The organism is Streptomyces clavifer (assembly GCF_036345975.1).
Classification (GTDB): domain Bacteria; phylum Actinomycetota; class Actinomycetes; order Streptomycetales; family Streptomycetaceae; genus Streptomyces; species Streptomyces clavifer.
The window spans coordinates 591,577-603,931 of record NZ_CP107793.1; the positions used below are offsets into that span (position 1 = coordinate 591,577).

General features: G+C 71.6%; 13 protein-coding genes. 5 read left to right on the forward strand and 8 right to left on the reverse strand.

Annotation, left to right across the window (positions count from 1 at the left end; all coding sequences use genetic code 11):
* Positions 1-103: 103 nt before the first annotated feature.
* Entirely contained in the window at positions 104-847 is a 744-nt protein-coding gene (locus OG927_RS02480; RefSeq protein WP_319100255.1) for a hypothetical protein, read from the reverse strand.
* A 300-nt stretch (positions 848-1,147) separates the two neighbouring features.
* Positions 1,148-3,049 (reverse strand): RICIN domain-containing protein, encoded by a 1,902-nt coding sequence (locus OG927_RS02485; RefSeq protein WP_330319613.1) that lies wholly within the window; start codon positions 3,047-3,049, stop codon positions 1,148-1,150.
* Between the two features lie 623 nt (positions 3,050-3,672).
* On the opposite strand from OG927_RS02485, the gene OG927_RS02490 reads away from it, so the two are divergent.
* The gene (locus OG927_RS02490; RefSeq protein WP_330319614.1) at positions 3,673-4,371 is read left to right on the forward strand and encodes a TetR/AcrR family transcriptional regulator; all 699 of its coding nucleotides are present in this window, start codon (positions 3,673-3,675) and stop codon (positions 4,369-4,371) included.
* 68 nt (positions 4,372-4,439) lie between these two features.
* Here the strand turns inward: OG927_RS02490 and OG927_RS02495 are convergent, their stop codons facing one another.
* Entirely contained in the window at positions 4,440-4,781 is a 342-nt protein-coding gene (locus tag OG927_RS02495) for a hypothetical protein (protein ID WP_241191997.1), read from the reverse strand.
* A gap of 808 nt (positions 4,782-5,589) precedes the next feature.
* Here OG927_RS02495 and argB point away from each other — a divergent pair.
* Positions 5,590-6,498, forward strand: coding sequence for an acetylglutamate kinase (argB, locus tag OG927_RS02500; protein WP_124283166.1), 909 nt, complete (start codon positions 5,590-5,592; stop codon positions 6,496-6,498).
* 138 nt (positions 6,499-6,636) lie between these two features.
* Here argB and OG927_RS02505 read toward each other — a convergent pair whose 3' ends face one another.
* Together OG927_RS02505 and OG927_RS02510 are read right to left on the reverse strand one after the other, a co-directional pair.
* Positions 6,637-7,158, reverse strand: coding sequence for a GNAT family N-acetyltransferase (locus OG927_RS02505; RefSeq protein ID WP_408058031.1), 522 nt, complete (start codon positions 7,156-7,158; stop codon positions 6,637-6,639).
* Positions 7,159-7,421: 263 nt separating this feature from the next.
* A complete protein-coding gene (locus OG927_RS02510) occupies positions 7,422-7,634 on the reverse strand; it encodes an MbtH family protein (protein WP_056792680.1) in 213 nt (70 codons plus the stop codon).
* 588 nt (positions 7,635-8,222) lie between these two features.
* Between OG927_RS02510 and OG927_RS02515 the strand changes: the two genes are divergently transcribed.
* A complete protein-coding gene (locus OG927_RS02515; protein ID WP_124283164.1) occupies positions 8,223-9,335 on the forward strand; it encodes an alpha/beta hydrolase-fold protein in 1,113 nt (370 codons plus the stop codon).
* Between the two features lie 15 nt (positions 9,336-9,350).
* Here the strand turns inward: OG927_RS02515 and OG927_RS02520 are convergent, their stop codons facing one another.
* The 3 genes from OG927_RS02520 to OG927_RS02530 all read right to left on the reverse strand — a co-directional run bounded on the left by OG927_RS02520 (position 9,351) and on the right by OG927_RS02530 (position 10,891).
* Positions 9,351-9,497, reverse strand: a complete 147-nt coding sequence (locus OG927_RS02520) for a hypothetical protein (protein ID WP_164494228.1) — start codon at positions 9,495-9,497, stop codon at positions 9,351-9,353.
* Between the two features lie 294 nt (positions 9,498-9,791).
* A complete protein-coding gene (locus OG927_RS02525) occupies positions 9,792-10,076 on the reverse strand; it encodes a hypothetical protein (RefSeq protein WP_056792682.1) in 285 nt (94 codons plus the stop codon).
* On the reverse strand, positions 10,073-10,891 hold the full coding sequence (locus OG927_RS02530) for a phytanoyl-CoA dioxygenase family protein (RefSeq protein ID WP_330319617.1): 819 nt from the start codon (positions 10,889-10,891) through the stop codon (positions 10,073-10,075). The genes OG927_RS02525 and OG927_RS02530 overlap by 4 nt, the downstream gene beginning before the upstream one ends.
* Positions 10,892-10,961: 70 nt before the next feature.
* Between OG927_RS02530 and OG927_RS02535 the strand changes: the two genes are divergently transcribed.
* Positions 10,962-11,735 carry an AraC family transcriptional regulator gene (locus tag OG927_RS02535; protein WP_124283163.1) on the forward strand — a complete coding sequence of 258 codons (774 nt, stop codon included), beginning with the start codon at positions 10,962-10,964 and terminating at the stop codon, positions 11,733-11,735.
* A gap of 161 nt (positions 11,736-11,896) precedes the next feature.
* Positions 11,897-12,319, forward strand: coding sequence for an ATP-binding protein (locus OG927_RS02540; RefSeq protein WP_330319618.1), 423 nt, complete (start codon positions 11,897-11,899; stop codon positions 12,317-12,319).
* Positions 12,320-12,355 lie beyond the last annotated feature (36 nt).

A 12,355-nucleotide genomic window follows, 5' to 3' on the forward strand; every position in this document is an offset into this window, starting at 1 on the left:
CGCTCCCTGACTCTTCCGGTGCACGGTCAGGCCGGCCCCCGGGGCAGCGGCTCCGCCCCACGACCGGCCGTGCGTCCGTGAAGCGCCTCCCGGAGATCGCTGGTCAGCCCCGGGGCTCCTCGCCGCACCGCGCCGGGAACAGCCGGGCCCCCGGGGGGAGTTCGTGCGGAGACCGGCCGACGACCCGCAGGCAGTTCTCCCGGCCGTCCCGCCCCGTCGGGTAGGCGAGGGTCACCGCGCGCAGTTCGCTGACGGTGCCGTCCCCGTGCAGTTCCGCCACATGGGTACCGCCGGGGAAGTGGCCCGACAACCACCCGAAGGCGATCGTGTCGTCTCCGTCGGCCACGCACTCCTGGACGTCGAAGCGCCAGTGCGCCGCCGCGTCGGCCAGCAGGAGCTTGCCCGTACGCCCCAGCCCGGCCAGGAAGCCGGACCGGGACCGCACATGGTGGGCGACGGCGCAGCAGATCCTGACCGCCTCGCCGTGGGGCGTCGCCACCCGTGTGTACCCGGGTTGGGGGACGAACGACAGGGCTTCGTCGAGCAGCCCCAGGACGGTGTCCCGCGCAGCGGCGTGCCCGTGCTGCGCGATGTCGAGGAGGAGCGGGGCCGCCGCGGCCGCCGCCGGGAAGACCGCTCCCCCGTGGTCGTGGACGATGCCTCCACAGCCCAGGAGTGAACCGGCCCGGGCCGCCTGAACCCGGTTCGTCGCAGCGGCCAGGACGCGCAGGCCCTCGGCGACACGATCCGGCTCGTACCACTCGGGATGGCCCGGTACGGCGTCCCAGCGCACTGCGCCGGTCAGGTCCTCGCCGCGCTCCGTCTCCTCGCGCCGGGTGTCCCTCACCGGGGGAGGCCACCATGTGCGGCCCTGCCGTCTCCCCGGATCATGCGGGTGCGTGCGTACTGCGACATGACGACTCCCTGTGCCTGGCGCACACGCGTGTGCCTTTTGTAAGCCATTCAACAGTGACCCATGATGAGGCGACTTACGCCCGGCCACCCTCACAGGGGCTGCTGTGAACATCGCCCACCGGATCCTCGCCGTGCTGCCGGCTTCGGCACGCCTGTGCCTCGCGCCAGCCCCGCAGGCCGCCCCGTCCATGGACGGGGCGGCCTGCGGGGCCGACCGGCGACCGGGGACGCGTCAGCCGGTCAGGGTGAACTTCTGGGCTCCCGAACCGTCGCAGGGCTGCTGGGCGAGCCCGGCGCCGTTGGCGGTGGAGGAAGCGTTCACCGTGAGGCACTTGCCGCTGTGGCGTGCCGTGAAGCGGTACTGCCCGTTCGTCCCCAGGGGTTCGGGACGCCACTGCTGGTTGGTGCCGCCCTCGTAGGTCCACAGGTGGACCTTGGTGCCGTTGGCGGTGGCACCGGCCCCTCCGTCGACGTCCCAGGCCTTGCCGTTGTGCCGGTTGACGACCTGGTAGTTCCCGTCGCCGGTGGGGCGGAACTGCCAGCTCTGGTTGGCGCCCGCACCGCAGGCCCACTGCTGGAGCCCGGTGCCGTTGGCCGTGCCCCAGTCTGCGGCGTCGAGGCAGGCGGCGCTGTTGCTGTTCCTGACCTGGTACCAGGCGGCAGGATCGATGGAGCCGACGGGCGGCTCGGTCGTCCCGCCGTTACCGTCCCACACGAAGGTGGCGACGGCGCCGGCCGGAAGCGAGTAGGCGAGGGACTTGCCGTTGTCCGTCAGGGAGAAGCGCTGGGCGCCGGAGGCGGTGTTGACGACATAGGCGGCCCGGGTGCCGTCGGGATTCTGGAAGGCGACGTTCTGGACGCCTCCACCTCCCTGGCTCGTCGAGGCGATGCGGGTCGCACCGGGCTTGATGAACTTGCTGACGTGCCCGAGGACGTAGTACTCGGCGTTGCGACTCACCTTGCCGTCGGTGATGTCGACGACGCCGTTGCAACGGTTGGTGCAGTGCCCCTGGTGCGGGCCGCCGTTCGCGTCGAGGGCGAGGTTCCAGTTGATGACGGTCTCACCGCCGTTACGCATGTTCTGCACGACGAGGTTCTCGGCGTGCCACCGCAGGGTGTCGGCGAAGGTGGTGTTCGGAGTGGCGCTCTCGGTGCCGGAGCACTCGGTGAAGAAGACACGCTTGCCGGCGTCGACGACCTGCTGCTGGGCCGCCGGCGTTCCGCCGTAGCAGTGGAATGCGGCGCCGATCACCCGACTGATGCCCTGGGTCCCGTTGAACACCTCGATCGGGTAGTTGGGGTGATCCCAGTTGTGGTCGAAGGCCAGCAGGTTGGTCGGCAGGTCGGCAGCGGTGAGGGCGCGGTCGAGGACCTTGAAGAACGCGGCCTGCTGCCCCGACGTCATGCTCATCGACGGGTAGCTGGTGGCGAACTCCGGCTCGTTCTGCACGGTCAGATCGGTCAGCCCGATGCCCTCCTGGCCGTACGCCCTGACCGCCTTGACCAGGTAGTCGGCGTAGGCCTGGTACTGCTCGGGCTTGAGGCTGCCGCCGTTGAGGGAGTTGCCGGTCTTCATCCAGGCGGGTGGCGACCAGGGCGAGCCCATGAAGCGGATGGCGGGATTGAGTGCGGTGGCCTGCTTCAGGACCGGGATGATCTCGCTCCTGTCCCGGTCGATGGAGAAGGCGCCGGGGGTGTCCTCGTAGGTGTGGAAGCCGCCGGTGGCGTTGAAATCGGTGCTGCCGAGGGGCTGGCGCAGGTAGTTGAGCCCGATCCCGTCGCCGCCGGTGGAGAACAGCGACTTCATCAGCTCGGTGCGCTCGGCCTGCGACAGTCCCTGGATGAGGTGGGCCGATGCGCCGGTCACCGAGGCGCCCGCCCCTGTGAACTTCTGCCCCTTGCTGTTCCCGTCGATGCGGATGTCCACGGCCTGGGGAGTGCCGGTGAAGGGGACGCCGGCCTCGGCCGACAGCCTCTTGCCGCCGTCCGGCGTGGTGAGCCACACCTGGGCGACCGGATCGGCGGCCTGCGCCGTGCCCGTACCGGTGCCGGAGAGGCCGAGCCCGGCAACGGCCAGGACGAGGGCGGCGCCTGCGGCGCGCGCCCGGGGACGGAGAGGTCTGCGGAACGTCATGGTGCGGCTCCTTCGGTCGGTACCTGACGGGGGTGGTACGGCCTGTCTGCGCCCGCCGGGTTCACGGGCGCACGCCGGCACGTCGGCTCGCCCGGAGGGGTCGTGCACGGGGGGCCGACGGCTCCCGGCTCCCCGGCCCGTCCTGCGGGCGGGACATCCACGGATCGCGGCCGATGTGCGGCAGGTGACGGCGGGTGCGGTGGCGTCGCGCCCGGCCCGCACGTCCTGTGCACCGTCTCCGGCCGGAACGAAGGAGATGCCGCCATCGGCGGGCTGCGACGGGGCCCCGTCCAGTCACACCCGTACCTCTGCGTCGTCGTCCGCTGCCGGCTCCGGGAAGGACCGGGACGGGCCCCGGGCACGGTGTTCTCTTGCGTACCGACGGCCCGCTGAGCGGCCCACCGGCTCACCCCGGCCGCACCCGGAAAAGCTCCCACAGCAGCGTCAGTTGGCGTGTGCGCTGAGGAGACCATGGGCTTCCTTCCGGGCCGTGTCGGCGCCAGTCCGTGGGGGGACGGCGACATGAAAGCACACTTACTAAGTGGTTAGTAAGTAGTCGGTGGCGGCCTTTCCCACTCTGCGAAGACGGCCGCGGGGACGGAGCACGGGCTTAAGCTGTGCCGGTGAGCAACCAGTCAGCGGGCAGGGAGACGCGTCCGGTCGGGCCCCGTACGCCGCGCAGCCCGGAGGCGCGGCAGCGACAGCGGGACATCCTGCACACCGCGACGGACACCTTCGCCGCACGCGGCTACAACAACGCCTCTCTCGCCGAGATCGCCGACCGGGCCGGACTGACCCAGGCCGGCGTCCTGCACTACTTCCGCTCCAAGGCGCTCCTGCTGACCAGCGTCCTCGAACTGCGCGACCAGACCGACATCGAGCAGCTCGGCCCCGACCGCCCCCGAGGCCTGGAGTTCCTGCGCCACTTGGTGGACACCGCGCTGCGCAACGCCGAACGGGAAGGCATCGTCCGGCTCTACACCGTGCTGTCGGCGGAGTCCGTCACCGACGAGCACCCGGCACAGGCGTACTTCCGCGACAGGTACAGCGGGCTGCGCGCTTTCGTGACCGACGCCCTGCGTGAGGCGTCCGGCCTTCCCGCCGACGGAACAGACGGAGCGGACGGAGCGGACGGAACGGACGGAACGGACGGAGTGGAGCACGCGGCCAACGCGATCATCGCGGTGATGGACGGCCTGCAGGTGCAGTGGCTCCTGGACCCCGGATCCGTGGACATGGCGGCCTCGACCGACCTGGTGATCACGTCGCTGCTGGCCGCACTGGCACCCCCCGGGCCGGGCGGACCCTGCACCGGGCGCTAGCGATCCGGCCGAACCCCGCCCCACCGCGCCGCCGTCGCTCCTGGCCGGCGGTGGGGCGGGGACGCGTGTCAGCCCAGAGGCGCGGGCGGCGGTGTGCCGTAGAAGGTGATCGGCGGCCAGCCCTTCGCCTCGGCGAGCTCGGACAGTGCGTTCGCGATCTCCAGGGGAGTGATCTCGTTCGCGGTGGGAAGGCCGTTGGGCCGGTCCACGCGCACACTGAAGGTCATCTCCATCATCAGATCCGAATCGGAGATGCTCGCCTCCGCCCCGAACGTGGTGCCCGGCGCGAACTCGACCGCCGCCGATCGGGTCTCCCCCGTACCGGGGGCGGCGTCCGCCGCCCCCGCGGACGCGAACACCGCGCCCGCGGCCGCCGTTCCCGAGTACCCCAGCAGCGATCGTCTGGACATGCTCGACATGGTCCCCTCCTCCTGTCGTGCCCCGCGTCCCGCCGCGGGAGCCGCGATCGATCCTAGGGACGACCTGAACACGGCGAGGGAATTTCTGATCATTCGCGAAACCGAGTGGGAGCTCCCGCTCCATCGAGCCGCGACTGCGGCCCTGTTCGGGTCACGGACCCGCACGAGAGAACAACTCCCGCCGGGGGATGGCAGTTGAACCGCGTACGGGGGGAGGAGGCGGGGCGAGGAGGCAGGCCGACCGACACCACGGTTCCCTCAATTTAGGTTAGGCTAAGCTAAAGCGCTCTTGGCAGTTCGGACCCAGCGGTACGCACATCGCCAGGGGAGGAAAATTACTCATGGGCCTGCCCGCCATCGACTTCTGTCCGATGCCGGAAAGCGCCACCCTCCTTGGAACGCACGCCTCCGGGCGCGGAACCGCTACTTCGGCACCTTCCCGGTCGGGCGGTCCCCTGTCGTGCATCCCATCGACGACTCCGAGGCCCTCCGGGAGCTCGCGGGGACGGTCGCGCACGGTCCTCTCAGCGCCGCTCCGGCCGGACCGACACAAGGACGGCTCGCGCCCGTCGCCGCAGTGGCGCTTCGCCGCCTGCGGACACACCTCACTGCGCACAGCAGCACGGTCCTCACGACGGACAGTGCCCCGCGTGGCCCTTCTCCGCACAGGGAGCCCGGGAACGCTTGACCTCGTCGCGGCAGCGCGAGGCGGACACCGACACCACGAGAGACGGAGACCATGACCGTACGGGCTGCGGAAGCCGGACCCAGCGACATGACAGGAGGGGTGGAGGCCGGTATGGGACAGGTCCTCGCGAGGCGCACCGGCCCGGACACGTCCGCCGGGGCGCTCCCCCGGCCGGAGGAGCCGCAGCGCACCGCGGTCGTGGTCAAGTTCGGAGGCAACGCCATGGTGGACGCGAGCCTGCAGCGGTCGTTCGCCCAGGACGTCGTGGAGCTGTGGCAGGCGGGCCTGCGTCCGGTCGTGGTGCACGGGGGCGGACCGCAGATCAGCGCGATGCTCGACCGTCTGGGCCTGGAGACCCGCTTCGAGGCGGGCCTGCGGGTGACCACGGCGGAAACCATGGATGTGGTGCGCATGGTCCTGTCCGGTCGGGTCCAGCGGGAGCTGGTCGGCCACATCAACGCCCATGGGCCCTTCGCCGTGGGTATGACCGGCGAGGACGCGCACACCATGACGGCCGTGCGGCGACCGGCCTGGGTGGACGGCCGGCCGGTGGACATCGGTCTCGTCGGGGACGTCGTGGAGGTCAACCCGCGCATGGTGCGCACACTGTTGGCGCAGGGACACATCCCGGTGGTCTCCCCCGTGGCACGCGGTGAGGACGGACAGGTCTACAACGTCAACGCCGACCTCGCGGCGTCGGCCCTGGCCGTGGCCCTCCAAGCGGAACGGTTGGTGATCCTCACCGACGTGGAGGGGTTGTACGCGAACTGGCCGCACAGCACCGAAGTGATCGAGCACATGACGGCCACCGCGCTGGACGGGCTGCTGCCGGGCCTGACGAGCGGGATGCTGCCGAAGATGGAGGGTTGTCTGAGGGCCGTCCGCGGGGGCGTGCCCAGGGCCCAGGTGCTCGACGGCCGGGTGCCGCACGCGGTGCTGCGGAGCGTCCTCGGCGGGACGGGCCTCGGCACGACCGTGGTCCCGGACACCACCCCGGACCACGACCTGAGTCCCGCCTGACCGTTGCGGACACCGCGCCCCGCACGTGCACTCCGGGCCGCTCCCGCCCCGTCGCGGGAGCGGCCCGGAATGCTTCGGTCCCGCCCGCCCGACGGGGAGTTCGCCGGTGGGAGCCGACCCAGAGGCCCCGACGAACCGTCACAGGGCCCGCGCGAGGATCCGCGCGTCGCGCAGGGGGTCCAGGGACTCCGCCCAGGAACGGGGCGCCTGACGCGCCGCGGAAGGTGCGAATCCGTGGCGGAGGAAGAGGCTGCCACCGCCGGTCGTGGCCGTGAACAGGGCGGCCAGCGACTGCGCGCGCGCCGCGGAGAGCGCGGCGCGCAGGAGCACGGCACCCACTCCACGCCCCTGACTGTGCCCGGCCACGCAGAAGTTGTACAGAACACCTGCGGGCCCACGGCCCTCCGCCCCATCGGCAGGGTACGCACGCAGGCCCACGCAGCCTTCCAGGCCACCTCCGGGCGACTCCGTCACGAGGAAATCGCCCGCGCGGTCGGCATAGAGCGAGGCAGGCCTCTCCCGGAGAGCGCCCGTACGCACGAAGGGGTGGGAAAGGACGGCGAGCTGGGCGGCGTCCCCCCTGCGAGCCGGCCGCACGGATGGGGCAGGGGTGAGGAGCGCATGCGGCAGCAGGGCAGGACGCGGCATAGCCGTGATCAAGGCTTTCCTTCCTCGGTTCCACGAACGAAGAGCAACTCCGGCGGAGCGAGATAAGGCTAGCCTTACCTAAATCGCACGTCCAGCGGAGCCGCCGCTGGCCGGGCTCCGCACCGATGGTCGCCCCACGGGTCAACCATGTTGTCCCGCATGGCGCCTGACGCTGCAACAGGGAAAGCAGAGAGGCCGGTGCCGCAGCGCCCAGGGGCACTGCGGCACCGGCCGCGATCAGCCGTGCGCACGACGGGGCCGGTCGCCCCCGGCGGTCAGGCGTCCGTGGATGCCACGAGGGACCGGGGGCGCAGGTCGGTCCAACGGGCCTCGATGAAGTCCAGGCACGCCTCACGGGTGTTCTCGTCGAAGACGATCGTCCACCCCCCGGGCACCTCGGCGAAGGACGGCCAGAGCGAGTGCTGGTTCTCGTCGTTCACCAGGACCAGGAACCGGCCTTCGGGGTCGTCGAACGGGTTGGTGCTCATGCGTCGGTGCCTCCTCGAGTGCGACGGGGCCGGTGGAAGCCGCGTCGAGTGCGTGCGTCAGGTCGTCGGTGAGGGTGTGGGCGGCGCGGGCGATCGGCACCGCGGGGCCGGGGCCTTCCGCCCCTGTCCTGTCGTACGGTTCCCTCGCAAGGAGCCGCAGGACGCCGCGCGGGCGGGCCGGGCCCCGGCTGCGGCCCGCCCGTCGCGATCCGCCCACGAGGAGCCGGCCGACACCGGGCCCGGGGCTCCATGCGCAGCAACTGGCACCCGGTCAGCGGTCCGCGCACGGAGTTCTCTCCGCGCGGCCTCCGGGGTGGTCCCGGACGGTCCGGCCGATGCCGACGAGGCCGCGCACGTGGTGATCGGCAGAGGACATGGAGGGCCCGTTCAGGAGGTGGATCGGGATGGAAGCGAAGACCGCGATTAGGTTAGGCTCGCCTAATCGATGGGAGCTTAACCTCTCCTCCCTCCCTCTCACAAGGAGACGTTCATGCGCCTGGTGACCGAACGGGTCCGCACCGGGGACGGCACGGAGCCGCCCGTCGGCGAGCACCTCCGGACCGCGGCCGACGACCTCGCAGGCCGGTCATGACCGCTCCCGCCGCGGGCCTCACGACAGGCCCGGAGCATGCATTCACCCAGTTCGGCCTGCCCGGCACACCCGGAACCGACGCGTTCTGGGCGGCGGCGCGAACGCCCGTGTCGATACCCGCCGACGGCGGCGGCTGGGTGACCCTGTTCCTCCGGCGCGGATCCCCGGCGAGCATCGGCTTCGAGAGCTGGTCCGAGCCCGTGCCCCTGCGCCGGTGGGACGGTACGGACTGCTGGTACGCCGAAGTCCCCATGCCCGCGCGGCTGCGCGTGACCTACCAGTTCCTCGCGGACGACGCGGCGTACGCCGACCCGCTCAACCCGGTCGGAGCCGGCGCCGACCGGTCCATCGCCGCCACACCGGACGCCCCGGCCCAGCCGCACTGGCCCGCGGTCGGCGCCGACGACGTCCTGCCCCTCCCCCGCACCCGGATCCGCTGGGCCTCCGAACGGCTAGGCGGGCGGCGCACCGTACGCGTGCACGCGGTGGGTGGCGGCGGGCCTGTGGTCCTGCTGCTCGACGGGGACGACTGGCTGTATCTGCACCCGGCCACGGCCGCGTTCGACTCCGCCGCGGCGAACGGCGACATGCCGCCCGTCACCCTCGTCTTCCTGCCGTCCAAGGACCGGGCGGCCGAATTCGGGTGCAGACCCGAGCTGTGGGAGGCGGTCAGGGACGAACTGCTGCCGCTGGTGGCGGAATGCGGCGTTCCCGCCGATCCCGGCCGGCTGGTGGTCGCCGGACAGAGCCTCGGTGGGCTGAGTGCGATGTACGCGGCTCTGGAGTTCCCGGAGCTGGTGTCCCGGGTCGCCTGCCAGTCGGCGTCGTTCTGGTGGACTCCCGATTCCCTGGGCCGCGCGGATCCGCTCGGCGGACCGTCGGGCGGCGCCATCGCGGCACGTCTGCGGGAGCGCCCCGATCTGTCCGGTCTCCGGATCGCGTTCGACGTGGGAGAACACGAAGCACGGATGCTCCCCCACTGCGAGGCGGCCGAGGCCCTGGCGGCGGAGGCCGGTGCGACCGTGCGGGTCTCGCGGTCCGCAGCGGACCACGACCGGGCGGGCTGGCGGCACGCCCTGCTCAGGGATGTCGCCTGGGCGCTCACGTAGGCCGTCTCGTCCGGGTCACCGGGCGGCCCGGAGGGCGGTTCCCGCGATGCGGAGTCCGAGCAGGTGGCTGGGCGGGGTCTTCCCGTGGCGGGTGGCGCTACCGCGCCACTGCTTCGAGCGGTTGACGTAGTAGCGGGGTGCTGTGCTGCCCGTAGGCCGCACGATCGAAGGCTGCCGGCCTTGCCCGCCCCCGCGCGCCCCCTTCTGCGGGCTCCGGCCGCGTGCTGGTGGCGCGCAGGGGGTGATGGCCGGGGTGCAGGGAGGGGGCGGTGGCTTCGTCCGCCCCGTAGCGCCGGGTGGAAGACCTGGTGCCCGTCCCTGGCGCCGGCATCCCACGACCGCCGCAAGCCCGAAGGCGCGGCCCGGCCGCTAACAGGCCCTCATGCACGCCCTGTTGGGGCGAGATGATCCGCACATCGCCACGTCCGCACCGGGCGTCCTCTCCCACCGCGACGGTCAGGCTCCCTCCGCCCCGGAGTCCTGGTGCAGCTTCTCGAAGATGAACTCGTGCTTGAGGAAGGACGTGTCGTACTCATGCCCCGGATGCGGCGGGATCAGCTGGGAGGCCTGGATCAGACGCCACCCGTCCAGAAGGGCGTCCAGACCCGTCCTGTAAGGGGGTTCGTCACCGTCGCCCGTGGTGGGGCGGGTACGGCCGGTTCCGTCGTAGGCCGACCAGCCGACCACGTCCGCGTCGAGCGCCGAGTTGGCCAGGAAGAGGATCAGGACCTGCTGCTTCATGCGGTGCTCCCCAGGGCCGGCCGGTTGTTCACCCGGGTGACCCAGTGGTCGATGTCGAAGGTGTCGTCGCCGGTGAGCGCCCGCCAGAGCAGCACCCGGTTGTGGATCTCCAGCCGGCCGGCGGCCGCCTCGTACCAGTCGAAGCCGGCCCGCAGTTCGCTCTCCACCTGCGGATCGCCGAGGTCGTCGGTGTTCCACAGACGGACCTGCGGGACCGTGGGGTTGAACCGGATCTTGAACATGTACCGGGGCGTGTCGCTGTCGTTCCGGCGCCCGCCGTGCCAGATGCCGTGGTGGAGGAGGACGACCGTGCCGGCCGGACACACGAGCCGGGTCTGGCCGCGGAGGTTCTGGTAGCGGCCGGTGTCGGTCTCGTTGGTGCGGCGCAGGTGGCTCCCGGGCACGCTCAGGGTGCCGCCCATGTCCGCCGTTACCTCGTGCGGGTAGTACATGAGCTGGATATCGAAGGCGTCCGGCCGCACGTCGATGATCGCGTCACCGTGCAGCGGCTGGGCGAAGCCCTGATGCGGTTCCCGTACGTGGACGGCGTGGTGGTCGACGGTCGGATCGGGCCCCACGAGGCTCCGGATCGCACCGGCGACGGCAGGCAGGGATGTCAGGCGACGGGCGAAGGAGCCTGCGGGAAACGCCTCGGCGAGCGGTGTCCCGTAGGGCACCGGAGGTATCCCCGCGTCCAGGATCTCGACGGCCTGCTCGTTCATCCCGGGCGGCACCACCGCATCCATGCGCAGGGATCCGCTCGCGACGAAGCGGGCGACCTGGACCGAGGTCAGGAGGTGTTCTCTGGTCGTCATGCGTCAACCGTATGAGCGTTCATCGCCCGGGGCATGGGTTCCTTTCGTTGTCCGCTGGTAGATTTTCGCCATGGAACAGGTTTCACTTTCACTGGCCGAGCCTCCCGGTCTGGTGAACATCGGAGTCGGTGTGCACGGCGTCAGCGGTCTGCGTGACGTGTTCCGGTTGCCCGGTCTGTGGCAGCTGCACCTGTACGGGTACGCCGGGCACCTCACCGTCGGGGGCAGGCGGCACGCCATCGGCCCGGGCCGGGTGAGCCTGATCCCGCCCGGGGCCGAGGCCACGTTCGACTACCGCGGCCGGTCGGAGCACCTGTACGCGCATCTGCAGGTGGCGGACGCCGGCGAGTGTCATTCCGTACCGGTCATGCAGGACGCCGGCACGGAAGCCCCTCTCATCTCCGGACTGTTACGCCGGGCGCTCGCCGCCATGCCGAAAGCGCCGGCCCAGGCGACGGCGGAGATGTGGACGGCCCTGTGGCGGGTCGCGCGGCTGGCCGAACAGGAGCGTCCGGGCGGCGCGCACGGGGCGGTCGCCTCGGCCATGGCCCACATCGAGGCCCATCTCGCGGCACCGCTGACGGTGCCGGACATAGCCCGGCGCAGCGGAATCTCCCACAGCCGTCTGACGCGCCTCTTCCGCGCCGAGACCGGCTCGACCGTGGCGGCCTACATCCGGCACCGCCGCCTGGACCATGCCGGGCACCTGCTGCGCGAGTCGACGATGTCGATCCAGGCGATCGCCGCCTCGGTGGGCATCAGCGATCTCCAGGCCTTCAACAAGGCGTGCCACCGCGAACTGGGCGGGTCCCCGCGCGCGATCCGCAGCGGGCTCCTGCCCTGACCGGACACCGTGCCGAGCCGGCCGACGCACCCTTCACGAAAGCCGTCGGCCCGGCCGGACAACCGCCTCTGCGGGCCGGAACAGGCATGGGAACGCGAGGGGTGGGCACGCTGCCTGGCACTGCCGAAAGGCACAACAGACGACAGATGGGGTGAATACGCATGACCAACGACACAGTAGCCGTCGCATCGGCGCCTTCCACTCCGACCGTCGTGCGGGGCGACAGCCTCGACAGTATCCACCGGGCCCGGGAGGCCTCGCGGGCCTTCACCGGCCGTCTCGCCCCGGCACCGGATGCGACGACTGCCGACTCCCTCGTCCTGGTGGTCTCCGAGCTCACGACCAATGCGCTGCGTCACGGCGGCGGCCGGTACACCCTCGTGCTCTCCGCCACCACGGACTCGGTGACCGCCGCGGTCAGCGACCCGAGCCCGGAACTGCCGCACGAGCGCACACCTGACCTGAACGGCGGCAGCGGCGGGTTCGGCTGGCACATGCTCCGCTGCCTGGCGACCGAGCTGATGGTCACACGCGGGCCCGGCACGGCGACGGGCAAGACCATCCGCGCCCGGCTCGCCTTCTGAGGCAGGCCGGTACGCGGCCCCTCCCGGCGCGCCCGG

What these genes read in the sequence shown, in the direction of transcription:
- OG927_RS02485 (WP_330319613.1), bottom strand. Translation starts at nt 3,049, where the DNA reads ATGACGTTCCGCAGACCTCTCCGTCCCCGGGCGCGCGCCGCAGGCGCC.
- OG927_RS02495 (WP_241191997.1), bottom strand. Translation starts at nt 4,781, where the DNA reads ATGTCCAGACGATCGCTGCTGGGGTACTCGGGAACGGCGGCCGCGGGC.
- argB (WP_124283166.1), top strand. Translation starts at nt 5,590, where the DNA reads ATGGGACAGGTCCTCGCGAGGCGCACCGGCCCGGACACGTCCGCCGGG.
- OG927_RS02510 (WP_056792680.1), bottom strand. Translation starts at nt 7,634, where the DNA reads ATGAGCACCAACCCGTTCGACGACCCCGAAGGCCGGTTCCTGGTCCTG.
- OG927_RS02515 (WP_124283164.1), top strand. Translation starts at nt 8,223, where the DNA reads ATGACCGCTCCCGCCGCGGGCCTCACGACAGGCCCGGAGCATGCATTC.
- OG927_RS02525 (WP_056792682.1), bottom strand. Translation starts at nt 10,076, where the DNA reads ATGAAGCAGCAGGTCCTGATCCTCTTCCTGGCCAACTCGGCGCTCGAC.
- OG927_RS02530 (WP_330319617.1), bottom strand. Translation starts at nt 10,891, where the DNA reads ATGACGACCAGAGAACACCTCCTGACCTCGGTCCAGGTCGCCCGCTTC.
- OG927_RS02535 (WP_124283163.1), top strand. Translation starts at nt 10,962, where the DNA reads ATGGAACAGGTTTCACTTTCACTGGCCGAGCCTCCCGGTCTGGTGAAC.
- OG927_RS02540 (WP_330319618.1), top strand. Translation starts at nt 11,897, where the DNA reads ATGACCAACGACACAGTAGCCGTCGCATCGGCGCCTTCCACTCCGACC.